19 protein-coding genes and 3 pseudogenes are annotated in these 25804 nt (G+C 37.5%); 10 read left to right on the forward strand and 12 right to left on the reverse strand.

Annotation, left to right across the window (positions count from 1 at the left end; all coding sequences use genetic code 11):
* Nucleotides 1–190: 190 nt before the first annotated feature.
* A pseudogene (locus PING_RS21230) lies at nucleotides 191–339 on the reverse strand (transposase); the annotation flags it as partial.
* A 210-nt stretch (nucleotides 340–549) separates the two neighbouring features.
* Between PING_RS21230 and PING_RS21735 the strand changes: the two are divergent.
* Complete coding sequence (locus tag PING_RS21735; protein WP_408635115.1) at nucleotides 550–1611, forward strand: pentapeptide repeat-containing protein; 1062 nt, start codon at nucleotides 550–552, stop codon at nucleotides 1609–1611.
* Between the two features lie 591 nt (nucleotides 1612–2202).
* On the opposite strand, the pseudogene PING_RS21740 reads toward PING_RS21735, so the two are convergent.
* The 9 genes and pseudogenes from PING_RS21740 to PING_RS02380 form a co-directional block, all read right to left on the reverse strand.
* Nucleotides 2203–3237, reverse strand: a pseudogene (locus PING_RS21740) (right-handed parallel beta-helix repeat-containing protein); the annotation flags it as partial.
* Nucleotides 3238–3487: 250 nt separating this feature from the next.
* On the reverse strand, nucleotides 3488–4912 hold the full coding sequence (locus PING_RS02345) for a hypothetical protein (RefSeq protein ID WP_011768863.1): 1425 nt from the start codon (nucleotides 4910–4912) through the stop codon (nucleotides 3488–3490).
* Complete coding sequence (locus tag PING_RS02350) at nucleotides 4902–5690, reverse strand: glycosyltransferase family 2 protein (protein ID WP_011768864.1); 789 nt, start codon at nucleotides 5688–5690, stop codon at nucleotides 4902–4904. Before PING_RS02350 ends, PING_RS02345 begins: the two co-directional genes overlap by 11 nt.
* 74 nt (nucleotides 5691–5764) lie before the next feature.
* Complete coding sequence (locus PING_RS02355) at nucleotides 5765–7693, reverse strand: hypothetical protein (RefSeq protein ID WP_011768865.1); 1929 nt, start codon at nucleotides 7691–7693, stop codon at nucleotides 5765–5767.
* Complete coding sequence (locus tag PING_RS02360) at nucleotides 7690–8694, reverse strand: glycosyltransferase (RefSeq protein ID WP_011768866.1); 1005 nt, start codon at nucleotides 8692–8694, stop codon at nucleotides 7690–7692. Before PING_RS02360 ends, PING_RS02355 begins: the two co-directional genes overlap by 4 nt.
* The gene (locus PING_RS02365) at nucleotides 8694–9830 is read right to left on the reverse strand and encodes an FAD-dependent oxidoreductase (protein ID WP_011768867.1); all 1137 of its coding nucleotides are present in this window, start codon (nucleotides 9828–9830) and stop codon (nucleotides 8694–8696) included. The genes PING_RS02360 and PING_RS02365 overlap by 1 nt, the downstream gene beginning before the upstream one ends.
* Nucleotides 9831–9833: 3 nt before the next feature.
* Entirely contained in the window at nucleotides 9834–10184 is a 351-nt protein-coding gene (locus tag PING_RS02370) for a DMT family transporter (RefSeq protein ID WP_011768868.1), read from the reverse strand.
* A 1-nt stretch (nucleotide 10185) separates the two neighbouring features.
* A complete protein-coding gene (locus tag PING_RS02375) occupies nucleotides 10186–11001 on the reverse strand; it encodes a sugar phosphate isomerase/epimerase family protein (protein ID WP_011768869.1) in 816 nt (271 codons plus the stop codon).
* Nucleotides 11001–11783 carry a hypothetical protein gene (locus tag PING_RS02380; protein ID WP_011768870.1) on the reverse strand — a complete coding sequence of 261 codons (783 nt, stop codon included), beginning with the start codon at nucleotides 11781–11783 and terminating at the stop codon, nucleotides 11001–11003. Before PING_RS02380 ends, PING_RS02375 begins: the two co-directional genes overlap by 1 nt.
* A gap of 481 nt (nucleotides 11784–12264) precedes the next feature.
* Here PING_RS02380 and PING_RS02385 point away from each other — a divergent pair, with 481 nt between their 5' ends.
* The 6 genes from PING_RS02385 (at nucleotide 12265) to PING_RS02410 (ending at nucleotide 19594) form a co-directional block, all read left to right on the forward strand.
* Entirely contained in the window at nucleotides 12265–13419 is a 1155-nt protein-coding gene (locus tag PING_RS02385) for a glycosyltransferase family 4 protein (protein WP_011768871.1), read from the forward strand.
* Nucleotides 13420–13472: 53 nt separating this feature from the next.
* On the forward strand, nucleotides 13473–14492 hold the full coding sequence (locus tag PING_RS02390; protein ID WP_011768872.1) for a polysaccharide deacetylase family protein: 1020 nt from the start codon (nucleotides 13473–13475) through the stop codon (nucleotides 14490–14492).
* A 131-nt stretch (nucleotides 14493–14623) separates the two neighbouring features.
* Nucleotides 14624–15745 carry a glycosyltransferase family 4 protein gene (locus tag PING_RS02395; RefSeq protein WP_011768873.1) on the forward strand — a complete coding sequence of 374 codons (1122 nt, stop codon included), beginning with the start codon at nucleotides 14624–14626 and terminating at the stop codon, nucleotides 15743–15745.
* A gap of 17 nt (nucleotides 15746–15762) precedes the next feature.
* On the forward strand, nucleotides 15763–16908 hold the full coding sequence (locus PING_RS02400; RefSeq protein WP_011768874.1) for a glycosyltransferase family 4 protein: 1146 nt from the start codon (nucleotides 15763–15765) through the stop codon (nucleotides 16906–16908).
* Nucleotides 16909–17148: 240 nt separating this feature from the next.
* Nucleotides 17149–17853: a hypothetical protein gene (locus PING_RS02405; protein ID WP_198134737.1), complete on the forward strand. Its 705-nt coding sequence runs from the start codon at nucleotides 17149–17151 to the stop codon at nucleotides 17851–17853.
* Between the two features lie 304 nt (nucleotides 17854–18157).
* Complete coding sequence (locus PING_RS02410) at nucleotides 18158–19594, forward strand: fibronectin type III domain-containing protein (protein WP_011768876.1); 1437 nt, start codon at nucleotides 18158–18160, stop codon at nucleotides 19592–19594.
* Nucleotides 19595–19948: 354 nt separating this feature from the next.
* Here the strand turns inward: PING_RS02410 and PING_RS19710 are convergent.
* Nucleotides 19949–20671 (reverse strand): annotated as a pseudogene (locus tag PING_RS19710) (IS3 family transposase); the annotation flags it as partial.
* 266 nt (nucleotides 20672–20937) lie between these two features.
* Between PING_RS19710 and PING_RS02420 the strand changes: the two are divergent.
* Complete coding sequence (locus PING_RS02420) at nucleotides 20938–22338, forward strand: undecaprenyl-phosphate glucose phosphotransferase (RefSeq protein ID WP_011768877.1); 1401 nt, start codon at nucleotides 20938–20940, stop codon at nucleotides 22336–22338.
* Between the two features lie 99 nt (nucleotides 22339–22437).
* Here PING_RS02420 and PING_RS02425 read toward each other — a convergent pair whose 3' ends face one another.
* Nucleotides 22438–22704 carry a hypothetical protein gene (locus PING_RS02425; RefSeq protein WP_157035290.1) on the reverse strand — a complete coding sequence of 89 codons (267 nt, stop codon included), beginning with the start codon at nucleotides 22702–22704 and terminating at the stop codon, nucleotides 22438–22440.
* Nucleotides 22705–23347: 643 nt separating this feature from the next.
* Between PING_RS02425 and atpD the strand changes: the two genes are divergently transcribed.
* The gene (gene atpD, locus PING_RS02430; protein ID WP_011768879.1) at nucleotides 23348–24805 is read left to right on the forward strand and encodes a F0F1 ATP synthase subunit beta; all 1458 of its coding nucleotides are present in this window, start codon (nucleotides 23348–23350) and stop codon (nucleotides 24803–24805) included.
* Nucleotides 24806–25386: 581 nt separating this feature from the next.
* Nucleotides 25387–25788 carry a F0F1 ATP synthase subunit epsilon gene (locus tag PING_RS02435; protein WP_011768880.1) on the forward strand — a complete coding sequence of 134 codons (402 nt, stop codon included), beginning with the start codon at nucleotides 25387–25389 and terminating at the stop codon, nucleotides 25786–25788.
* Nucleotides 25789–25804: the final 16 nt, after the last annotated feature.

Here is a 25804-nt window from a genome sequence, read left to right on the forward strand (position 1 = left end):
ATATCAATTCAATAGCTTTAAAAGCAAGTGAAATAACTGCAAAGTGCTCATCAATCATTAAAAAAATAAGGGCAGAATGGTAAATGTAGAGCGAAAGTTTTGAGGCTGTAAAAGACTGTGTAAATGCCCGTTAGAGATGGTGAGCTAATTGCTCCTCAAATTCGATTATAAAACGATTTAAAGCAGGTTTCTAATCCCTTATTGGCATCGTCCACTTTTTAGAAACCGCTTGAATTGCTAAATAGATAACTTTAAATATAGCATCATCACTCGAAAATACTTGTCTCGTTTTAACAGATTTTTAATGACACCATTTAATGATTCAATCGCATTCGTTGTCTAAATCACCCCAGTTAGCACGCCAAGAATGTTAACATCAAATCAATCTGAGCGTCGACAAGCGCTGAATACGAAGGAGTGGCCAAAATTACTTGACCACTCCAAGGGTAGGTAGTTTATTGTTTTTAGTAGGACTTACGGTGTTTGAATCACGTTCACATTCCCCGGTTTTGTAGGGAAATATGAATCTGACGTGAGAGTCAATGTTATATTTGCCGGTTTTTCAGGAATGATTGCAGCAGCTTCAGCCGCTGCGGCTTCTGCTGCTGCGGCTTCTGCTGCTTCAGCCACTGCCAATTCAGCTGCTGCCGCTTCTGCCGCTGCCAATTCAGCTGCCGCCAATTCAGCTGCCGCCAATTCAGCTGCTGCCGCTTCAGCCGCTGCCAATTCAGCTGCTGCCGCTTCAGCCGCTGCCAATTCTGCTGCTGCCGCTTCTGCTGCTGCCAACTCTGCTGCTGCCGCTTCAGCCGCTGCCAATTCTGCTGCTGCGGCTTCTGCCGCTGCCAATTCAGCTGCTGCCAATTCAGCTGCTGCCAATTCAGCTGCTGCCAATTCAGCTGCTGCCAATTCAGCTGCTGCCAATTCTGCCGCTGCCAATTCTGCTGCTGCGGCTTCTGCCGCTGCCAATTCAGCTGCCGCCAATTCAGCTGCTGCCGCTTCTGCCGCTGCCAATTCAGCTGCTGCCGCTTCTGCCGCTGCCAATTCAGCTGCTGCCAATTCAGCTGCTGCCAATTCAGCTGCTGCCGCTTCTGCTGCTGCCAATTCTGCTGCTGCCGCTTCTGCCGCTGCCAATTCAGCTGCTGCCGCTTCTGCCGCTGCCAATTCAGCTGCTGCCGCTTCTGCCGCTGCCAATTCAGCTGCTGCCGCTGCCAATTCAGCTGCTGCCGCTTCAGCCGCTGCCAATTCAGCTGCTGCCGCTTCAGCCGCTGCCGCTTCAGCCGCTGCCGCTTCAGCCGCTGCCGCTTCAGCCGCTGCCGCTTCAGCCGCTGCCAACTCTGCTGCTGCCGCTTCAGCCGCTGCCAACTCTGCTGCTGCCGCTTCAGCCGCTGCCGCTTCAGCCGCTGCCGCTTCAGCCGCTGCCAACTCTGCTGCTGCCGCTTCAGCCGCTGCCAACTCTGCTGCTGCCGCTTCAGCCGCTGCCAACTCTGCTGCTGCCGCTTCAGCCGCTGCCAACTCTGCTGCTGCCGCTTCAGCCGCTGCCAACTCTGCTGCTGCCAATTCTGCTGCTGTTGGAGGAAGCCCATTAATTACAAATGGTCCTATATCCATTGAGCCTAGCTTACGTTGGACACCAAAAATATCTCTATCTATTCCAACTGTATCAGTAAAATTAGACCTAAAAGCTGTTACTAGAATATTATCAACATTGATACCGGCATCCTCTAGTGCAGTGAACCCTTGACTATCAATAGTTTGTGCATTCATTATCGCATCAATATTAGCCACTGTAATAATATTAGTTCCCTCTATATTGTCACTTGCTCCAGATACCGCATTTAAAGCAGCGGATGTTTGGTAAATGCCATGCCGAACTTGCGCATACATACCAGACCCTATGTAGTTGTTGTCAATAAAAACTTCTTCATTAAGGTCTTGTATTTCAGCTAAGATATGGTAACCCGTTGGCTCATTAACATGTGCTTTTGTAACATCTAAAACAATGTTATTTCTGATTCTCGTAATGCCCGCACTTGATGAATCAATACCGTTAGGTGCGTCAAAGACTAGATTGTTATATATGTAATGGTCATGCGCTCCATTTACATGAATTGCGGCACTTTGCCAAGATGAAGTGCTTTCAATCGGTCCTGGGAACGTATCGGATTGCACTGGTCTTATATCATGGATTACATTACCAATAACATATACTTTTTGTCTCCACGCTGTGCCGTTAGTTGATGGTACACGTACTCCGTATTCCGCTCCATGAACATGGTTGTTAATCATCCATAACTCATCTGGCTCATACTGTGCGCCCATACCTTTAGACACTGACCACGGTGTACTAATTATATCGTGAATATAATTACTTGAAAAAACTACATTTGAACCGTATTTAACCCACATGCCTGCCTGTCTAACATTGTAAATTTCATTGCCAGCCGCATAAACATTATGAGTATTTCCTCTAGTTGGGCCACCAAGTACTTGAAGCCCCGCTCCAGAAGCAGTGTGGGCAGTATTATTTAACAGCCATATATTTGAACAGCCTGCGCCTACGGTCATAAGATGAGCATCTTCATCACCTACCGCATTTATATCACCTGCGTCATGGAAGGTACTATTATAAACTATTATGTTATCACTACCTGATGTAGGTGAGTTACCCTCAATAGCCATACCACCCACGATATCAACATTCCTTACGACTATGTTTTTAGCTGGATAGCCGACTGTAGCGGAACTTATTTGTAATGCCCCGCCATTTTTGAAGTTTAGATCAGAGATATAAACATTTGAACCTGTTATCTGAAAACCAATTTTTTCAATATAACCTTCGGCATTTTTAGCGCCTGTAATCCAAACGGGGCCCGATGTATTCGCAACCCATGTATCATCTGTACCATTGATAGTAAACATTCTACCACCGCTTGAGAAGCCATTAGAAAATGCACCCGCTATTTCAATATAAGAGCCTGGTTTAATATTAGCCGGCCAGTATTTACGTGGTGCGGTAGGAGTGCCATATGTTTGTGCGGTACTACCAGTTTGTGTATTTATGTAATAGTAACCTGCGACTTCAGAAGACCAATCGACAGGTCTATCAGGTGCATCTTGTGTAAAGTCTATACTTGCCTCTGGAATACCTACTGGCATTGTATATGCTGAAACGTAGTTAGACGTCGAAATTAGTAAGATTAGGAGTAAATATTTTATATGTGTTATTAATCTGTTCATTTTTTAGCTCCATGTGAAAAAGATACTTACAAGTACAAGACGTTACTCTGAGTATAGTTTCTTTTTATCTGTATGCCATTTTGACATTGGGATTTCAGGAGGGAGCTTGTTGCAAAATATAAGATTCTTAAATAGACTTTTTATACTTGGTATTCTGGTTAAGCCCAGTTATAAACAATTATAAAGTCAGGACACCGATTGTGCTTAACGAGGATATGACTTAGCTTCAAAATAAATTCCAAAGCATGCCTTAAGCTTGGTTTACTGTGCGATTAACACATGGGCTATCGTTCTTTAGTAAATAAGCCATTCCTAACGGCACGTACAATATATACCACAATATGTAATTTATATGTGTATGGAGATATGAGTGCCCTTTGGCTAAAGCATACCAAGATATGGGGGCTAAAAAAGCAGTTGCAATTAAAATAATATCTTTTTTATCTTGTGATTTCATTGCCTTTCTACAAATCAATATATTAAAAATTAAGAATAAAATCATATTTAAAACGGTTTCTAGCATGTACTTATAACTCTGTTTTTCTAAATTAATAATATTTTCATACAAATAAGGTTGCTTGATCCATTTTTTGATTTTTATTTTGTCAGCGCTTATTACCTCCCCATCTTGTGGGCCGGACCAAGGGAGAAATGACCTAAACTTAAAGTAGGTAGCAACGACTTTGATTGGGTTTGCATTTAAGGATGGCGCATAGTCTTTAATGAATTCATCCTTACAATCTTGTGTCTTATTGTCTTTGCAATAATCATTTATTTGTTTTTGAATATCTGAATATAAAACCCTTTTGGTAACTATTTTTTCTAAGTTGCTACTACCGTATACTGAGGAATACAAAACAAGTGAAATGATAAAGGCAGCCAAAAAGGAAAATATAACTGAGGATAGTACATATATTATTTTTACATTTGTAACCTTTGTCTTAAAACCCCAATAAAATATGGGGAGGCATGATGTTATTGCAATTGTTGTTATATATTCATATCCACATAAAAATTTAATTAAAAATGAAATTATCAACAGGCAGGACATTATCAACAACCTTTTACTGGATTTAAATGCCGAATGAGATAGATAAAATGTAATTAATATAGGGATAAACCAAGTAAACATCGCCCAGTACAGGTTGTTTGAAAAGGTAACAACCCATGGGCTAAAAATGAAAATGACGGAAAAGCCAATTGCAGATAAAAATCCAAATTCTTTTTTAATAGGAAAATAAAAAAGTAAAACAACAAAACTCATTAGTAATGAAGTGATTTGTTTTAAATTTTGTATACTCATATTGATATTATTTGATAAAAATGAATAAAAATATAATTGTAATCCTATCTGTGAAGTATAGGGATCAAACTTAGTTTCTTTTTCATTCAATTTTCCATTAAATGATTTTTTTGCAAGTAAATATGAATCAGGATAAATAGTTTTTTTTAGTCGCTCATAATGACCTAATGATAAATCTTTCCCCGTATTTTTCGTGTAATTAAGACCATCAATAACCAAAATTTCAGAAGCATATTGAAACCGATTAAAAGAAGGGTCAGATATCACTCTAAATAAATTTTCTTGATAAGAGAGAAAAGAAAAAAGGAGGAGCAAACAAGGTATTATCATTAATTGAAATGTCTTATGTTCTAGGTTTGCTCTATTTAACATTATAACCGCCCATACTAGTAAATATTAGCGTTTTAATTATATTTAAATTACCTTTGATAGGCGATATTTTTGTAGGTACTTTCCCTTTCGGGTATGTTCTTGTTACAGGGATTTCTATACATTTATATCCCTGTTTTACAGCTTCAATTGCCAAATAATAATGAAATTCGTAGCTAGTAAATACATCTCTAAATACAGCCATACTATTCGCTAAGAGTAATTTTTTACTGTATGCCCTAAATCCATTAGTTGTATCTGTGTACTTAAACCCAGAAGCTAATCTCATCATTGGGACATGTAATAGTTTTAGGCCTAATAAGCGTGATCTTGGCGTATTGATAGCTTTACCACCCGGTATAAATCGAGAGCCTTGTATATGATCATAACCAAGTTTAAGTTTTCCAACAAAATTATTAATACTTTCTACACTGTCTTTATTATTTCCGTCAATAGTAATAATACCTTGATAACCTTTCTCAATTGCCCATGCAAAAGCAATGCGCATTTGACTTCCTAGCTTTCCATTTTCTTTTTTGACCAGTAATGTATTAACGCCTAAGTCTTTCAAGGTTTGATTATCTGTCGAACCATCGGTACTGCCACCATCAGAAATAATAACATCTACATTCAAGTTTGAATTTTTCATACGTTGTAACTGCTTATGGAGCTTTTCGCCTTCATTTATGACAAAGATAGCAACACAATAGTCATGCTGCTTTTCAGATGTAAATAATTGCTCATACTTTGGGATTTCGTAGTACTTAGGTTTATTCACCATATATTTCCACCTGTTTTCTGTCGCTTAATTTTGTATTGATAATACACATTATTTATTTTGGAAATGAGTGCTTATTATTTAAAGACTGAAGGGTAAATTTCATCCTCATCGTCAAGGTCAATGATAAATCGAGACGCTTCACATGACTCGATAATTATTTCACCATTATCGCTACCAACAATTTTCGCATCATAAATTTCATTCTCATCTCCTTTGCTAAGGACTGGAAAAAAGGCATTATCTGATTTTGGATTTATAGAAACATAGCCGGCAGCATCAGAAGCATAGGATAAATTGTTTTTTACCATAGATAAGTAACGGCCTTTAGCGGTTATTGAATAATTCAGCTTCACATTAATTAAACCGGTTTTATCTGTTTTTATGGTAAATGCATCTCTATTTTTAGTAATTTCACATTCCACATTTTGCTCTGTTCGCTTATGTGGGAGCTTTTTCCAAATGGTGGTTGCAGGTGAGTGAAAAATGGGTTCCCATTCTGAAAATAACGTTTTATAAAACCAAAAATTTTGGCTTACGCTCCAAGGTTGCCAAATGGAAAAATTACCATTTTTTGAAGTGATTATATAATCTGCCTTAACCAAGCTATCTTGGGCTTTTTTTCTCACGTCACCTAAAGCATGAATAACCGAATCAACGGGCCAGGGTGAGAATGTTCTATTTAATGCACTGGCTAAGCCCCAATATTCCTCAATGATAGGTTTGTGTTTATTAAGCTTAATGAACTCTATATAGTCTTTCCACTTAACATTTAAGTACCCTCCAAACTCATCAATATAATAAAAATACTTATTGTTTTGAACACTATTTAAATTACGATAATACTTATAGGAGCCAGCCGAAGCTACCATAAGTAGGCAAATTATAATGCTAGGGCTGACTAAGTTTCTTAGGAATAAAATTTGATTTGATTGGATATTTTTACTAATTAATTTAACAATTAAGTTTATTGTGAAAATAATAGCTATTATTATTGCCCAAGCATGATAAGCGTTAAAATAAATTTTGGTAAAGTGGCCGCCTATAGATGCAAGGACTCCGCCAAAGAATAGGGCAAAACCAATTATACATAAAATTATTGATTCAATGTATTTTGTCTTGTAAGCATAAATGGAAAATACTAGTAGTATGAGTAGATCTGCATTTATCAATTTTCCAAGGTCTGATAAATGGAATATACGATCGTAATAAGGGCTGAAATACCACCATTGATCAGTCGCAACATCTCTGAAATTATATTTTAATAACTCTAATGGATGTCCCGCGGTTATCAACAACAAAAGCACTAGCCATGTTGATATTAAAATTAAGGAAAATACTAGCGCATCTTTGAGCCAGTTAGTTGCAGAATTTTTATAAAAGTAAATACAAAAAAATAGAGAAAACGTTGCAACTGTTGGTAATGCATAGTCATTTGACCAAAGCAGAAATATACCCGCTGATACTCCAGCCAAATACTTTTTTAAAGAATAGGGGATGGAAGTGGTTACTATAAAATAGCTGAGTATTCCAAGCAAATAGGGTGCAGAAGCCCTCACTGGTCTTAATGAGGTGCCTGGGTCGATTAAAAAAGAAAATGGTTTATTGATGAAAAATCCACTCTTGTCAATTCCTATAAGGATTATCAACAGAATTATTCCTATGCAGAGTGATGATATAAACGATTTACTTCTTAAAATTAAATGCACAACTAGTGACACAGAAACCCAGGCTAAAACTCTTGTGACAAATAGTGTTGAAAATGAACTTGCAATGAGATCACTTCCTGCCAGTTTAAAAACAGGGAAAATTATTAAAATGGGGCCGATACCTAAATAGGGGAAAAAATCTTTCCCCGGTAGTTGTCCTGAGTCTAGGCGAAATAAACCACTGGCAGTCTGAAAAGCACCATCCAAGTGAAACGTTGGTACAAGAATTGACCCCGTTAGTGCATTGATAAAAATACAATAAAAGCCAAGTAATATTATAGTTATTTTTAATTTCATCGATTTCTACCTGTTTGGCTGTTGTTTACACTTTCACCCAAAGAAGTAAATAACACATTACTGCGATCTTCATCTAACATCACAGAGCTATTTCGCTCATAAACGATATTGTATTCTTTATGTTCACTTCGATCATTTAACAATCTGGCTAAATATTCACCAAAGAATGAAAGCATGGTAAACATCATCGCAAACAAGAAGGACATGAATAAAATTGTTGTTGTCCAACCGGGTGCAACTTGATCATTAATAAAATGAACGATCAGACTATAGAACGAGAATAACATTGCCATAAGGCTGCCAAATATACCAAGAGCACTCATCCAGCGAAGCGGTTTTGTTGAATTAAAGACCATGTGATGGAGCGTTTCTTTTATACCGTGAGTGAGACTTTTTTTATGTGTATTACTGATGAAGTCATCACAAAGAAAAGGAGATAATGTATAACCAGTATTCGCTATTTTTAAATGTAACTTACAGTAAAATCGACCTGATTCTGTAATGGCATTTACAGCCCGGCGACTAAAGCAAAAAGTACCCGTTGAATTACTTGGTAGGCTATAACCAATAGACTTTAGTAACCATGTCGAAAGTTTTCTTAAATGCCGATATATGAAAGAGTTTATTTTTTGAGAAACACCAACCACAACATCATTCCCGGCAAGTCCGCTTTCTAGCAGAGCATTCACCAGTTCAGGATGGTCTGTTAGGATATTCAGATTCACAACAAAATCACCGATCGCATTCTCTATTCCAGCCGCTAACGCCACATCAGTGCTCACTTCTTGTGATAGGCGAATATGGCGTATAGATTGATGAGTCTCGAGTGATTTTCTTAATTTATGTTCAATATCATCAGTAGATTTTTCGTCGATAATGACAACTTCATAGTCATTATATTGCTCATTCAAATAGGGGGAAAGTTTATCTAAATAGTTTATTAGTTTATCTGTCTGGTTTTTTACAATCAAAACGACAGATACAAATATTTCACTTTTCATTATACATCCAACCCTAAATTATTAATGGTTTGTATGACATCGTAAATATTATCGATTTTTCCACCCATTACACAGTGTAAGCCTGGTAAGCCATAGTTAGCTTTAAATAAGATAGGTCTAGAATCATCCGTTTCACTTCTTGGTAATATTGTTTTGACTTCCCAGAGAGACTCTTTGTATTTTACGTCTGCCAAAATAGGGATATATCGTTGCGCATCTAATTTCATTTTCTTCCATGCACTGCGTTTAAAGCTTTCACTATAAAGCTTATGAGCATCTACGTAGGGAGATTGATTATTATCATCCCATTCATAATGCGGGGTATAGCGTACATGGCTAAAAGAATGAGCTTGTTTGGAAGGGAATGGCATAACTGAAAAAAAGGGACCACACATAACGGTGATCCCGACTTTTTTTAACTCATCGGGCACATCAACGACACACATTTCAGTCATTTCATGTCGAAGAGGGATAAGCTCAATGTTTGAACCATTGAGTACTGAATTAAGTAATGAATAGGTGCAGTTGTAAACCTGTTTGCTTGATATGTTGATAGTTTCAGTGTCAGAATCAATTTTTAATTCAAGTCGTGAAGTTGATTGATGCTGCTTGATAGTCTTCACGTTGTGGTTAAATAGTATATCGACACCACTATTTTGAATACGATCAAGCATTGTTTTTTTTAATAAAACAGAATCAAAAGCAAATTCCTTAACTTTGAATATGCCATCAATCATATTAGGTTGAATTAAACGTTGAATTTCAGGTGGTGCAGATTCATGTGTTGCACCGATGCGATCGCAAAATTTTTGGAACTGATTTGGTGTGATTTTACCTAATCGATTTGAAATCATATAATATTTATCGAAATCGTTATCAATACAGGGTTTAAATTCATCTACAAAACGTGGAAATGAAATACGTGACCGTAAAGCTGTCAGCACACTTCGTGGATAATGATAGCCGTTATGCACTCGAGCTTGATTGTTATATGAGGCTCTTTGCATCGCATCGTTCTCTTTTTCAATAACAAGCACTTTTTTATTCAGACGAGAGAAATACTCAGCAAGGTATAATCCAAAAAAACCACCACCAATAATGGTGATATCTACATTTATATCTACATTTATATCCATATATTAATTCACCGTTAATGCCCAAACACCAATAATAATAAAAAATATCCCAGCTACATTAATTATTGAGAGGTTTTCTCCAAACAATAAAACAGAGGCACTACTGACCAGAGCAATTGAACCGCTCGTTAATATAGGGTGAGCTATATTTAAGGGTAAGTAAGTTAGTGCTAATGCATAAAGAATAAAAGCCATTCCATAGAGAGCTATTCCAGAAACCAAAGGTAGATTACCAATAATTGATAATGGATTACTTAACTGTATAGGAGCCTCTTTTGATGACATCGCTACTTTGATTAATACGCTGGCTGAAGCGTTCGATAAGATGCCTAAGATTAGGATTAACCATTTCATGCTAATCATCTTGATATACTTCTTTGATGACATGAATGGATTGCTCAATTTCAGTCAATGTCATCGAGCGGTTAGTGGTGAGCATTTCAATAGTCATCGGCATTTCAGGTAAATAATGATGGATACTTTCTGCCGCTTGTCTATGAAATAAATTCTTAATATTCAGAGGGGCTAATTGTGGTTCACTAATATGAATATGACCTATCAAATGGGCAAATCGCTCAATAATTTCATTCGCTGATTCCTGATTAATATGCATAGCACCGATATCAAGTTGCATTCGAATATGTTCATGATTAACGGCCTCTACGACCTCAGCAGTTTCTGGGCTGTTAGTCATAAAGTTAGCTTGATAACAGACGGGATTTGGCTCTAAACAAACAACAACATTCTCACTTTTAGCGATATCTCCTAAACGATTAAAAAAATCAACTGCAGTTTCAAGCGTTTCTTTATCATTTAAATGCGCTCTATCCCGATTTTTAGGTGAGCCAAAAACGAGTTTTTTTGCTCCTAATATATTACCTATATGACAGATATCAGAAAGATGAGCTAAAAGTTTATCCCGTATATCTATTGAACCAAAAACATTTAAATCCTTTGTTCCAAATAGCAATGATTGCATTCCAAGTGGTTCAATTCCTTTTTCAAGCCAATAATTTCTAACCTTCAAAATATCATCGTTGGTTGCTTGGCTGGGGGAGGGGAAATATTTTGGAGGTGCAATATCAATATGAGACATTCCATGATGAACAAGTATTTCAGAGACGTCCTGATCAAGAGAGACATCCCAAGCTATATTTGAAATAGAGAGCATTAGCTACATTCCTTTTTATTTTCGGATTGTGCATAACTACGAATAGCTAAGAATGCTTCTTTTTTAGCGTACTGATATTCGCCAGTACGGCTATATAAATAAGCAAACTCCGTTCTAAAATCATATATGGCAGGTTCGTTCGCCAATTGATTTTTGAAGTGGAAGTTGAAGCACTGTTCAGCAATTTCTTGTACAGAAATAGGCTCTGATGTTAAATGAATTAATGAGCAGTTATTGCTTATTGCAACTTGAATATCTGACCATAAGTTGACCATTGGATAGAATTGAAACACTCCACGACTATCGATAGCTTCGAGGTTATTGTTATTTAAAAAATCATAAATAACATTTTTCTTTAATCCTGGTCCAACCAAGCCTGGAAGCCTCACAATGAGATGATGAGGAAAATTTTTTTTAACAAACTCTTCGAGTTGATATCGATGTAATCCATACGGATGTAATCCAGCGATATTTACCGGTGTTGACTCTACAACCTCCGAGGAATCTTTAAATACATCAACAGTACTGATTAAAATGAATGTTTTACATTTAATAGTAGATAAGTGAGCAATTAAAGAGTTGATAGACTGTTTATCTTGTTCTGGTTCTTTATTTGCAAGCCATTTTACGGCGGGGGCAGCAGCACAAACAACAGTATCGAAAGTCTTGTTTTTTATCTCAGAGATGTTTGTAGAGCGATATAAGCTTTTAAAATCACTCTGCTTCAAGAGTATGGAACCGACAAAACCAGAATACCCAATGAGTGCGTTGTTAACGTCCATGCTGTTGACCTACATTAATTTTATATGAATAAATAGCGTAGCAACAGATCTTGCAGTTTTCTAGTAACGGCAAGATTATGAAGTGTTTTAGATCACATCATTAGTCATAAACCAATGTGCTAATAAAAAATTATAGGACCCCTGACATTATATTTTATCTACAGTAATAGCCTTTTAGTGCTCTAAGAAAGCAGTGAACATGTCAAGTACCTAAAATTAAATTATGTGCTGATCTAATCCTTACTTTGCGAAAGTTAAATTTAGATCTAAATTTATAATTATCTTGCCTAGTTATTCAGCTCGTTACAATCTGCAAGAATATATTGAATTATATTGCCATGGGTTTCATTCGTACTTGTAAGAATATGATTTTTAAATGATGTGCAAGTATATGTAATAAAATATCAGTGCTAACATAATAAGAACTATGTTTTGCTTAAAGATCCATAGCATCAAATAATTAATTTAAAGGTGGTCGCACTTGCAAAAAAAAATAAATATTGTCCACTATTGGGGTGGGTGTCCGAATGTTGCAACGTCGAAAGAGCTTAGTTTTTTGATGTTAATTAAAAAATGCGCTGAACATGGCTGGAATAATTGGTTAGTGTTATCAAAATACCCTGAGAACTCTGAATTGATTGATCCTATCCTACAAACTGGTTGTGAAATTATTTATCAACCAAGATCTAAAGGTAATTTTGATCCCGCGAGTATTTATTGTAATTTTAAGCTCCTTTGGGGAATAAAATGTCATGTATTTCATTGCTATAACGATCATACCAGCCCAATCATAGCCGCTATGTTTGCGAGGGTTCCTATTAGAGTGTGGTCTAAATTAGCAATGTCCTCTTATTATGAGCAAGGTATTACCCCTAAAGGTTTGCAAAGGCTAATGCCAAGTACTTGGATTACTTGCTTGTTTTCGAATCGAATATTGGCAATAAGTGATGCAGCAGGAAAAGAAATATATGAACAAGTCGGTTTTAAAAATAAAGTAGCCACAGTTCAAGTACCTGTGTCACTTGAACGATTCATGACAATAACAGGTGCTGGTATAAGAGATGAATTTAATCTTCAACAATCAGATATTGTTATTACTGCTGTTGGTCATTTCATTGAGGTAAAAGGGTGGGACATCGCAATAAAAGCCTTTGCAAGGGTTTATAAAGAAATTCCAAATGCAAAACTGTTATTGGTTGGGAAAAAAACATCTGTAGAATTCTATCAAAAAATATGTTTGCAAATTGAGCGATATGATTTGCAAAAGCATGTGTTTTTTGCGGGTAATCGTAGCGATATTCCTGAAATTCTTAAGGCAAGTAACATCTTCATTCTACCTTCACGCTCAGAGGGTACGCCTGCTGCGCTTATTGAGGCAATGGCTGCCGGTTTACCATGCATTGCTGCTGAAACAGGAGGCATTCCCGAAGTTATAGTTCACGGTAATAATGGTCTTATGTTTCGAAGGGAAGATGCCGAAGATCTAGCTGATAAAATTGTATGTTTGCTCTCTGATTCAGAGCTTAGGCTTCAACTAACTAAAATGGCACAGAAAAACTTGGAAAAATTTTCTATAGAAAATTATGTGGATAGCGTCTTTTCTCACTATCAGAATCTGCTTAAATATTATGATTAATAAAAAAGACACAAAAAAATCGTGATGTAATGTTAACTCAGGTGTTTATTATAATGAAACGTATTTTTAAAAAACTAATATTAAGCTGTCTAGATAAGTTAGGTTTTTTATATTTTTTGCACTATAAAAATCGTCATAAAATTAGCGTGTTAATGTTGCATGGTGTGATGACTCCGCATGACAATACAATCTGGAATCCGCTAAGGCCGCAGCTCTCTCCTGGTGAATTGCAGCGTGTACTTGGTATCTTATCTAGTTATTATCAATTTATCACTGTCAAGCAATGTATCGACATGCTAGAAGGAAAAATCCCATTAATTGATAATGCATTACTCATTACCTTCGATGATGGTTATCGTAACAATATTGATTATGCCCTGCCTATTTGCGAGCAATTTGCTATTAAGCCAGTCCTATTTGTTACCACAGGCTACATAGATTCAGGCTTGCCTTTTTGGTTTGACCGCTTAGATTATGCACTGCAACAGAATATGGGAGGGGTAATCTCATTTGAATACCAAGGAGCTAAGTATTGTTTTGATGCAACTTCTCGGCAAGCCTTAAAAACGAGTTACCAAGCATTCAGAGATCATTGTAAGCAAGTATTTACTGAGGATATTGAAATGAATCAGTTATTTAATGCGTTATCTGAAATGCTTGAAATTCGTGCAGGGAAAGCACTACGAGAGATATCTACTGATGATGATTGGTCTGCTATGGTTTCTTGGCCACAATTACGAGAAGCGGTAAAAACAGGTCGCTTAGATGTATCAAGCCATACTGTTGATCATTTGCGAGTCGATCGCTTACCTGAAGAGCAAATTTTAATCCAATTACAACAGTCAAAAATGCGCATAGAGCAGGAGCTAGCAGGAAAATGTCATTATTTTTGTTACCCCAATGGCAATTATAATGATTTAGCTATCAGCTTGCTGAAAAAAACTGGCTATCGTGCTGCTTTTTCAACGGATGTCGGATTGTGTGAAGTAAAGGATAGTTTAATGACTTTAAAACGTTTTAATTTCCCTGCCAATAAAACAAAAAATGAGATTCTTTATCAGCTCAATCGTTGAACTCTCTCTGTATATATATGGAGCCGTTTTATGATTTAAATATAATTCGTTAGCTATTTTCCAGAGACAGAAAATCTGGTTATTTGTCAATATATTAATTAATGCTTACTTAAATTCAAGGTTAAAATAATATGGTAAATATTTGTCTTGTCGCTCACTTTGCATATGGAGCACTCACGGGGGGCAGTCAAGGAGCAGTCGGCGGAGTTGAAAGGCAAACGAGCCTGATGGCGAAATGGTTAGTGGCGAAAGGTCATAAAGTCTCGTTGCTGACATGGGCAGAAGGGGGTGATGATGATGAAGTAATTGATGGTGTGCAAGTGATTAAAATCTGTCGTCGAGACTCAGGGTTACCAGGTATTCGTTTTTTTCATCCAAGATGGACTGGTTTAATTAGTGCTATGAAACGTGCTAATGCTGATGTTTATTATCAAAATTGCGGTGAGTATATTACAGGGCAGGTTGCTATGTGGTGTAAAGAAAATAATAAAAAATTTCTCTATTCAGTAGCAAGTGATGCCGATGCTGATCCTCGTTTTCCTGTAATGCATACTTTAAGAGAGCGGTGGTTATATAAGTATGGTTTATTGAATGCAGATAAGGTGATTGTCCAGACTAAAACGCAAATGAAATTATTGAAAAAAGGTTTTGATTTAGACTCTTCGATTATGCCTATGCCATGCTTAGGTCCCGATCAAACTCAATATCAACCATTAGAATGGAATACTGATAAAGCTACCATATTATGGGCTGCTCGCATTCACGAATGTAAGCGATTAGAGTTGTTCTTACAAGTGGCGACAGAGTTACCTGAATATAATTTTGTTGTTGCTGGGAGTTCAGGTAAAGAAGATGCTTATTCACAAGGGTTAATGGATAAGATGAAGCAACTGGAGAACGTAACCTACCTGGGTATGGTCGCGCGTGCTGATATGCCTGCACTATATCGCGCTAGCACGGTGTTTTGCTGTTCGTCAGAATATGAAGGTTTTCCTAATACATTTTTAGAGGCATGGAGCCAAGGTTTACCTGTTGTTTCGACTTTTGATCCAGATCATTTGATACAGGAAAGAAAACTGGGGATCAGCGCAACTAATAAAGATGAATTAGTCTTGGGAATAAGTGAAATTTGTACTAATCGCGAATTATGGCAATTACATTCGTCTAATGCACGACGTTATTATCAGGAGAATCATTCTGTTGATAAAGTTATGGAACGTTTTGAAAAAATCTTTATTAATCTTGTAAGATAAATTTAAAAGGTCTTCTCATGAAACCAATAAAACTCGCTTTTGTCACTCAGTTTCCAATTGATATAAATCGTCCTCTCGGTGGTGTAGAAGCGGTTAGTGTTAACTTGCTCCGTTCGTTGTCGGCTTATGCTGAACTTGATATTCAGGTTGTTACCCTATGCCCTAATATTACTCAAGTAACGCAAGAGAGTTGGGAGAGGGTTACAGTTCATCGTTTGCCAAAGCCGCGTGGCAGTGAGCTAATTAATGCGATCACTAAAAGTAAAGCACTGGTTGCTGATTATGTGCGGAAGTTGCAGCCAGATTTAATTCATGCTCATGATACCTATGGAATTATGGTTAATGATTTAGCTATTCCCAAGGTGTTTACCGTGCATGGCTTTATTTATGGTGACACGCTATTTGCGAATGGCCGATTTAAGTGGCTAAGATCAAAGTTATGGGAATATATTGAGAAGAGAAGTTGGGCCAAACAACCCAATATCATCTCAATTAGTCCTTATGTTCGGGAGAACGTATCGTCAGTTACGTCTGCTAATATTTATGATATTGATAATCCTATTTCGGATAAGTTCTTTGTATTAGAGCGCAATGAAAAAGTAGGTACTATTTTTACATCGGCCGTAATCTGTCCACGTAAAAATTCCTTGCTATTGGTTAAAGCAGTTGGTCTGTTGGTGGCTGCCGGGTATAACGTTCAGCTCAGAATCGCAGGTAGTGTAGGAGATGAAAGGTACGCACAAGAGCAACAACGGTGGATATTAGAAAATAATCTTGAAAAGCATGTGCACTTATTGGGCAGAATCTCAACCGAAGATGTCATGAAAGAGTTAAGTTCAGCGTCTATTTATGCATTAACCTCTTTAGAGGAAAACTCACCAATGGGTATTGAAGAGGCAATGGCAGTTGGTGTACCCGTTGTTACTTCAAATAGATGCGGTATGCCCTACATGGTTAAACATAGTGAAACTGGCTATTTAGTTAATCCTTTTGACGAAAATAATATTGCTGATAAATTCAAAAAAATATTAGGTAACAGTGAGCTACAATTGGCTATGTCTATAAAATCAAAAGCATTGGCATTGGATTTATATCATTCTGATAATGTTGCGCGACGAACTTATGCTGTATATCGAGAATTGCAAAGCAATGCTAAGTCATAATTTAGAGCGCTACGACACACTGGCAATATTTAAGAATGAGTACCCTATTTTTAATGCCCCTATTTGATAACTAGATATCTGCTTTTGTTACACCCACTTGGGGTTTGAAATGTTAAATTACGCTTGTTTTACCTCCTTAAATATAGCCGTTATAGGTAACAATAGTTTGTGAATTTACAAAAAATACTCACCTTACTTATGACTTTTATATTGATAATCTTGTTCTTTTCTCGAGTGCCTGTGGTTATTTCAGATAGGTTGACGGATACGTTATGGCCAATCGGGCATATTGTTAGTTTTGCTTGTTGGGCTTGGTGGTTACTGTCATGTAATGTGTATATAAAAAGCGAGAGTAGTAAGCGACAACTGCTTTTTTTATTGCTAATCACTCTTACTATTGGGGGAGGAATAGAACTTCTGCAGCCGTTCTTCTCTCGCCGTGCGCAGCTTAGTGACCTCTATTATGACTTATTTGGTACGTTTTTTGCCTATTTGTTTTTTGGCAATTTTAACAAAAACAACAAACTTTTAATCGTTTCCCGTTTTCTTTATATTACTCTGCTTTTATACATTACGTCTCCAGCAATGCTGGCAGTTAAAGATGAATATGATCTGCGCATGGACTTTCCCATTATTGCTAAGTTTGATAGTTACTCTGAATTAACACGCTGGAAAGCAGATCTGCCATTATCAATGGTCAACACAAGTGAATTATCCGAAACAAGGGTTGCAGATACAAATTTAATGAAAGTGACCTTTGCCGCGAAAAAGGATAGCGCGCAGTATTACGTTTTTTTGCCGGCGATTGGGAAGGGTATAAGCAGATTAAGTTTTCATTTTTTAATCCTAACTAAGCTTCACTTAAGGTTAGGCTTATTATCACAGACAAAATTTATAACAAATCGAAATCCAATCATAATGATCGATTTGGAAAATGGTTATTGATCTATTCTGGGTGGAATGAGTATAACGTGGCTTTAGCCGAAATAAAAAATGCACCGACAGAAAGGGAGATAGATCTAAGCAACATAGCCGGTGTTGATTTTTATATGTACCACCTAAAAGAGCCAATTATTCTATATATCAATAAAATAGAGCTAATGCCTCGTCTAGATTAATTGGATTAGTCAGTAACATGATATATTTTTGGTGTTCTTTAGTGCGGTTAAGCTATTTCATTACTATAATTTGAGTATGTTCTGACTTTCGTTATTAACAACGTTATTAAATGAAAAAGAGGAAAGAGACTATGTTCAATAAAACACCGCGAAGTATTGCAATAAAAACATTGATGGTTGCGGCTATTTTTTTAAGTGTTCTTATTGGTTATCAATTATGGCAAGAATATAGAATGAACGTGCTTATTAATATTGACACCAGTGCTGGGAGTATTGTCGCGGTGGATATTACCTGGCAAGATGATTCTGATGACGAGGATGGTTTTGTTGTTGAACGAAAAGAAAGTGGTGATTTTGTGGAGGTGGCTAGATTAAATTCAAATGTGACCGCTTATACAGATTATAGCCTTGTTGCAGGAACGGCTTATTGCTATAGAATTGGGGCGTTTAATCAGGTAGGAACTGCCTATTCCGATGAATATTGTATTGACATTCCTGAGGCAGATATTGTAGTAGATACCACTTTGCCTCCGTTGACAGGCAGCGAAACGATTACCAGCGAGTTTATTACACAACCTAATGTTATCGAGCTTGCGGGGCGAGAGCTGTATAGCTTTAAAAGTAGTGCAACTTATAATGTTGATTTTAGCAAAGATGAAGTAGAAAATATTCAGTATAATATTGCAGACGGGAACTTGTCTTATGAGGATTCAGCTTTATTTACATTCCAAGATGAAGGCAGTTACGTTGAGAGTGGTTTTGTTTCGATGCGTTACAATGAAGTAAATAACGTGAGTTTTTCACTCAATGGCAATGGTGATCCTCAAGTCGCGTCACTATATATGTCGGTTGGTGTCTGGAGTTCAGTGCCTGCTGCATTTTTAGTCATAGCTGGCGATACGAGTGATATTATATCTATCCCCCGTGGATACGGTTGGCATTATCTGAAGATTGATATTGCCTTTGATGAGTCGATGGAGGTGAAAATCAACCCTATTGGTGTTTTTGGCGGCTATAGTGCTTTAAACGTTGCGGGTGTTGTTTTGAATGAAAAGAGCATCTCTACTAGCTTTGCTTCATTAACAGATATAAGCCTCGCTGATAGCGCGAATATTGATGTGAGTAATGTTAAATATATGACCTCCTATTTTATTTCCGGTAATGAAAAATTGAGTAGTGGAGAAGTGATTGGGATTGATTATCTAGGAACGTCTCAGTACCAAGATGCAATATATTCATTTATTGATAATGGCCAGGTGGTTGCAACGGGTTATACTGAAATGGCGTGGAAAAAAGCTAATGTTATCTCAATTGATTTGAAAAACAGTAGTGAGCAACCTGTTTATACCTCATTGTTTTTAAGAGCGGGAGCCTGGGTGGCTGGCACCTCACAACTCGAAATGAAACTTAATGGAGAAACGTACCCGATAGAATTAAGTTATGGGTATGGATGGTTTTTTATTCGCGTTGATTTTGAATTTTCAGGGAATGCACATGTTGAGATAAAACCTGTTGACAATATTGGAGGCTATAGTCAAATAATGTTTGCTGGTTTAACCATGCAATAGGAGTGAAAAGCTACTTTCATTGAATAACGAACAATTAATGGCAAATCAGATGGTGCGATCACACTGTTTTGTTATTAGTTGTTTTTTCTATCCAATTTAATATATTCGTAGTCTTTTAACTGCTGGGAACAACTGTCTAATACCAAATGCATTAATCAAGTGATCAGATTTACTATTCAAATTCATTCTGGCGGCTTTGTGAGCGTAAATCTTGCCTTTGAGCAAGTGATCATAAACTTAATGCTTTTGGTATAATTAATTAGCTCTGTTCTAGAGCTGCGCTAGTTGCTTTATTGTCTCCACCTCACGTTAACGTGGTCAACCAATTTTACTCTCCCTAGTTAAGTTATTTTCTCAAATACCAGTCATCATTTCAAAAGGGTTCGGGCAACGATAGCCCAAGTAAAAATGAAGACTATTGCTGTTGCACCACATAGTTATGTAATTCAATATATCTTGTTGTGCTTGATCTCGAGTAGCGTAATTGTTCCAATGCACTTTTTCCTGCTTTAGGCTACCAAAAAAACTTTCTGCCTCTGCGTTATCCCAGCAGCAGACTTTTTTGCTCATACCCCAACGAGCTGTTGAGTCTTGAGTAGCCTTCTATATTTATCACTTGCATATTGAACACCTTGATCTGAACGTACAATAAGCCCTGGAGGTGGATTTCGTTGCCAAATAGCCATCCTTAATGTACCACATACAAGACTTGTTTTTATTTGCTATGACATGCTCCACCCAACCACTTTTCTAGAAGATAGATCAATAAAAACAGCAAGATATAACCAGATTTCGGTCGTCTAGAAATAGGTTATATCCCCAACATAAGCCCGATTTAGCTAATTATATTTGATGTTTTTTTAGCTCATTTTTAAAAATAGGTTTCTTAAGTTCACTGTTTATCGTCCCTTTATATTTCTTCTTATAATGCACCCAAACACCTGCTTCTTTCATTAACCGTACTGTTTTCCAACGTCTAACTAGAAAGTACAATGCATTTGATTTTTTCTGTTTTCTATGGATTCAGTAGTTGTGATCACTGGCCCCCTGATTTTTTTGTATCATTTTAATCTGGTCTAAAAACAGATTTTTTTCACACTAAACTCTTTATTAAAAAGACATTAAAACAACAAAAAAGTAAATAAAAAAGGTCTTACTTTTCAATTTTTGTCTTCCTTTAACGGCTGTCAATACATGGATGTTCAGTTCCATAGTTACCAGTTTTTTGTTGAACCATATTTTTATTCATGATTGATATTTTCAACAACTGTACTATCTTGAATATAGTTTAGTTTTATAACAATGGCTGTATATCTCGGTTAACCAACAAAGGGATTAAAGTTGTGACATCACAGAAATTTTTAGCCTCAAAATCAAATTCATACTCATTTCTCTACCGATTAATTGACTTATCAATTTTATTTTTAAGCCTTCCTTTAGCTGCTTATTTATATGGCGTTTCTTTAGGTCCAGAGCACCTTGTTGCCGTGTTAATTATTTCCATATTCTTCTTGTACTTCTCTGAATCATTTGAACTCTATCGGTCAAGGCGAATAGACCGTTTTTCAGAGATGTTTTTAAGAGTAGGGCTCTGTGTCTCTATCGCTTTTTTAGTGGCGGTTACACTCGCTTTTTTACTAAAAGAATCAGATTTTTTTTCACGTGTCACTATCGTTTTATGGTTTATGCTTAGTCTTTTTTTTAGTTTATTTTGGCGGGTATTGCAACGTCAATGTATAAAAGCATGTCTTAAATCAGGCATATTTGTTAAGAAAGTCGCTATTGTCGGAGCGACAGATTCTGCTGTTAATTTATTTAAAGAAATACAAAATAATAATGAGTTAGGTTATGAATTAGTTGGTGTTTATGATGATCGCTCCTTAGATAGAGTACATAAGGTGTTAAATCTAAATGTGATTGGGCGGGTTGAAGATGCCATTAAGCAAGCGCGAGATGGCAATATTGATATTTTGTTTCTTGCGCTTCCTTTACAAGCAGAAAAACGTATTGGAGATATCTTATTATTGTTAGGTGATACAACCGTTGATGTGCACTATTTGCCTAACTTTTTTGTGTCTAATTTGATTCATTCCCGTGTTGAGCATGTGGGAGCTGTTGATACATTGAGTGTTTATGAGTCCCCTTATCTGGGACCTAAAAGATGGCTTAAGCGTACAGAAGATATTGTCGGAAGCCTTATTATTCTTTGTGTCATTGCCATACCATTGTTATTGATATCGTTGGCTATCAAGGTTACCTCTTCAGGCCCTATTTTGTTTAAACAGCGCCGTTATGGATTAAGGGGAGAGGAGATACTTGTTTGGAAATTTAGATCCATGTATGTAATGGAAAGTGATGGGAAAGTTATACAAGCTACCAAAAATGATCCGCGAATAACTCCTTTGGGTGCTTTTTTGCGTTGCTCATCTTTAGATGAATTACCGCAGTTTTTTAATGTGTTGCGTGGAGATATGTCTCTTGTTGGGCCTAGACCACACGCAGTTGCACATAATGAAGAATATCGCCGTAAAGTGCAGTTTTATATGCTTAGGCATAAAGTAAAACCAGGCATCACCGGGTGGGCACAAATAAATGGATGGCGAGGAGAAACCGACACACTTGAGAAAATGGAAAAACGTGTTGAATTTGATTTGCAGTACATAAAAACTTGGTCACTTTGGTTCGATTTAAAAATAATTTGGTTAACCATTTTTAAAGGTTTTGTGGGGAAAAATGCATATTAAAAGAGGGTGTTAAAATCGGCTCTGTTCCAGAATCCTTTTTACACCCTCAATATTGTTGTCTATACCCGACATTACACATCAGTTTTAGGAATAAACCATCTAATTTCCAGAAGTGGATTTTTTATATATTGGCTCCATGTAATTAATAAGGACTCTATTCCTCTCTTTTAAATTAACCACCAGGCTCTCTTCTTGTGTGATGCTTAATGCAAGTAGCCCTTGGAAACCAAAAACACCCAGCGGGCTGTCGGTCTTTGTTTTGTATTTTAAATAGCGAAAATCGGCTGATGGCGTTCTTATTTTTTTAAAATTAAAACCTTTTTCTACGCTTTCCTGTGGCTTATAAAGTGCGAACATATTTTTCATTGTCAGTGCTTTGTTACATTCATTTGTCGCGAGCATAAACATCGCTTTACCCTACTTACTTATCGCTACCTTTGTTATTTTTTTTCGAATATTTGTTATTAGTTCAACATCTTTTCCTTGTGATTTACTTACTAACGCTTTGCCTGAGTAGCTCTATAGTTTAACTGATAAAGAGCCAATCATGTCAAACTATGATATTACCAGGACAGGTTTTTTATTAATATTCGATGCGCTACTTAGTGGTATCAACGGTTGCAACATTTTAAAATAATTATCATTGATGAACAGTTTGAAGGATTGATTTAGTGGTTGGTTAAGCTGAAGCCGTTTTGTGTATCAATTAATAGGTGCAGCTTAGTGATAGATAATCACGACATATTGATTTCATTGAAATCATTGGGCTCTAAATAAACAACTATAATGTATCCCTCTTTTTGCCTGCCCTGATTATTTTATCCGTGAACCTGTAATAGAATTTAACTAGCGAGTGACAAATGAAAAAACAGCAGGAAAATAGTGCTTCACTGTCTTATTTAACACATGGATTTATGCTCATAACCGATCTATTATTTTAATCATCACTGGTGCTTCTATCTCGATTTTTAATAAATGCACTTATTTGAAACGACTAACGGGTAGGAAAATGCTCAAAGATCCCAAGCAGGTACATGCCCCTAATTTTGGTGTTGTCGTTTCGGTACGAGGCAGTGTTGTGGATATCAGGTTTGATGAATCTTTGCCGCCCATTCATCGTTTATTACGTGTTGTTGGGATTTTTATTGTTATTGAGGTACTTGCACAACGTGATGCAAGGGTGGTGCGCGGTATTGCATTAACGCCCACTCAAGGTTTGGCCCGTGGTATGCGGGTCGAAGACAGTGGCGGGCCGTTAACTGCCCCCGTAGGTAAGGCGATCATCTCGCGCATGTTTGATGTTTTTGGCAATACCATAGATAACGGACCACTTTTAAATAATGTGCAGTGGCGATCTGTACATCGGGCGCCTCCAACGCTGTCGCAGCGCTCTACCCAATCGGAAATTTTTGTGACTGGTATCAAGGTGATTGATGTTTTAGTACCGCTTGAGCGTGGTGGGAAAGCGGGATTATTTGGCGGGGCGGGTGTTGGTAAAACCGTATTATTGACCGAGATGATTCATAATATGGTAAGCCATCACAACGGCATCAGTATTTTTTGCGGTATTGGCGAACGCTCGCGTGAGGGTGAAGAGCTCTACCGGGAAATGAAGGAGGCGGGTGTATTACCTAATATGGTCATGATATTTGGGCAGATGAATGAGCCTCCCGGAGCCCGTTTTCGCGTTGGTCATGCGGCGTTAACCATGGCGGAATATTTCCGCGATGATGAAAGCCGCGATGTACTGTTACTGATCGATAATATTTTTCGTTTTATTCAGGCGGGTTCAGAGATCTCTGGTTTGATGGGGCAGATGCCTTCACGTCTAGGTTATCAACCGACTATGGGCTCAGAGCTTTCGAGTCTTGAAGAGCGTATCGCCAATACCGAGGATGGTGCGATCACCTCCATTCAAGCAGTTTATGTTCCGGCTGATGATTTTACCGATCCCGCGGCCGTACACACTTTTTCGCACCTGTCCGCCTCTATTGTGCTGTCGCGCCAACGTGCTAGTGAAGGCCTCTATCCTTCGATTGATCCTTTGCAATCCAGTTCCAAAATGGCCACCGCCGGGATCATTGGCGAACGCCATTATAATCTCGCTCAGGAAGTTCGTCGTACACTGGCTAAATATGACGATCTTAAAGATATTATTGCGATGCTCGGTCTTGAGCAGTTGAATGTTGACGATCGCAAACTGGTAGGACGTGCGCGGCGTCTGGAGCGTTTTTTTACCCAACCTTTTTTTAGCACTGAACAGTTTTCGACAATGGAGGGTAAATTAGTCAGTTTGGACGATGCCCTTGATGGCTGTGAGCGGATTCTGGCGGATGAATTTGCAGACTACCCGGAAAGTGCCTTGTATATGATAGGCGCAGTGGATGAAGTCAAAATAAACAATAAAGCAGCGCAGCATACAAAACAGCAGAAGGAAAAAAATAATGGCAGCACAGATGTAAATTAAAATTTATTACCTTGATGGTATTGCAGTCCTAACTTCAGAAAGTGCCTTGTATATGATAGGCGCAGTGGATGAGGTCAAAATAAACAATAAAGCAGCGCAGCATACAAAACAGCAGAAGGAAAAAAATAATGGCAGCACAGATGTAAATTAAAATTTATTACCTTGATGGTATTGCAGTCCTAACTTCAGAAAGTGCCTTGTATATGATAGGCGCAGTGGATGAGGTCAAAATAAACAATAAAGCAGCGCAGTATACAAAACAGCAGAAGCACAGAAATAATGGCGGCACAGATTCAACTTAAAATTTATTACCTTGATGATGTTGCAGTCCTAACTTCAGAAAGTGCACTGTATATAATAGGCGCAGTGGATGAGATTAAAATGAAGAATAAGGAAGGGCAGCACACACAAAGCAGGAGCAAGTAAAATAATGGCAGCACAGATGTAACTTAAAATTTATTACCTTGATGGTATTGCAGTCCTAACTTCAGAAAGAGCCTTGTATATCATAGGCGCGGTGGATGAGATTAAAATGAACAATAAATAAGGGCAGCACACACAAAAGCAGGAGGAGAAAAATAATGGCAGCACAGATCCAACTTAAAATTTTATTACCCTATGCCACCTTCGCTGAAAAATTAGATGTAGAGCGTATCGTGGCCGAAACAAACCTGGGTTTTATTGGTATTTTGCCCAATCGCCTGGATTGTTCTGCCGTATTAACGGCAGGTATTTTCTGTTACCAATGCAAAAATAAAGCGGAAGTTTTTATCGCGGTGGATCAGGGGATTCTGGTTAAAACCGGATTTAATGTTTTGGTCTCGGTGCGACGTGCTATTGGCCAGGCAGATCTCAGTCGACTCCATGCTTTAGTCAAAAAAGAATTTCTGGTGGTCGATGAAAATGAGAAACGGTTGCAGGCGACCATGGTGAAATTAGAGACTGGATTTTTGCGCCAGTTAGGTAATTTTCAGCATCAGTGATTCGCCAATATAGGCA

Source organism: Psychromonas ingrahamii 37 (genome assembly GCF_000015285.1).
In the GTDB taxonomy this organism is placed as follows: Bacteria; Pseudomonadota; Gammaproteobacteria; order Enterobacterales; family Psychromonadaceae; genus Psychromonas; species Psychromonas ingrahamii.

Excerpts from the sequence above, each read along its gene's own strand:
- PING_RS02380 (WP_011768870.1), bottom strand. The coding sequence starts at position 11,783 with ATGGACGTTAACAACGCACTCATTGGGTATTCTGGTTTTGTCGGTTCC.
- PING_RS02360 (WP_011768866.1), bottom strand. The coding sequence starts at position 8,694 with ATGAAAAGTGAAATATTTGTATCTGTCGTTTTGATTGTAAAAAACCAG.
- atpD (WP_011768879.1), top strand. The coding sequence starts at position 23,348 with ATGCTCAAAGATCCCAAGCAGGTACATGCCCCTAATTTTGGTGTTGTC.
- PING_RS02345 (WP_011768863.1), bottom strand. The coding sequence starts at position 4,912 with ATGTTAAATAGAGCAAACCTAGAACATAAGACATTTCAATTAATGATA.
- PING_RS02400 (WP_011768874.1), top strand. The coding sequence starts at position 15,763 with ATGAAACCAATAAAACTCGCTTTTGTCACTCAGTTTCCAATTGATATA.
- PING_RS02365 (WP_011768867.1), bottom strand. The coding sequence starts at position 9,830 with ATGGATATAAATGTAGATATAAATGTAGATATCACCATTATTGGTGGT.
- PING_RS02435 (WP_011768880.1), top strand. The coding sequence starts at position 25,387 with ATGGCAGCACAGATCCAACTTAAAATTTTATTACCCTATGCCACCTTC.
- PING_RS02410 (WP_011768876.1), top strand. The coding sequence starts at position 18,158 with ATGTTCAATAAAACACCGCGAAGTATTGCAATAAAAACATTGATGGTT.
- PING_RS02370 (WP_011768868.1), bottom strand. The coding sequence starts at position 10,184 with ATGAAATGGTTAATCCTAATCTTAGGCATCTTATCGAACGCTTCAGCC.
- PING_RS02425 (WP_157035290.1), bottom strand. The coding sequence starts at position 22,704 with ATGAAAAATATGTTCGCACTTTATAAGCCACAGGAAAGCGTAGAAAAA.
- PING_RS02375 (WP_011768869.1), bottom strand. The coding sequence starts at position 11,001 with ATGCTCTCTATTTCAAATATAGCTTGGGATGTCTCTCTTGATCAGGAC.
- PING_RS02350 (WP_011768864.1), bottom strand. The coding sequence starts at position 5,690 with ATGGTGAATAAACCTAAGTACTACGAAATCCCAAAGTATGAGCAATTA.
- PING_RS02390 (WP_011768872.1), top strand. The coding sequence starts at position 13,473 with ATGAAACGTATTTTTAAAAAACTAATATTAAGCTGTCTAGATAAGTTA.
- PING_RS02355 (WP_011768865.1), bottom strand. The coding sequence starts at position 7,693 with ATGAAATTAAAAATAACTATAATATTACTTGGCTTTTATTGTATTTTT.
- PING_RS02395 (WP_011768873.1), top strand. The coding sequence starts at position 14,624 with ATGGTAAATATTTGTCTTGTCGCTCACTTTGCATATGGAGCACTCACG.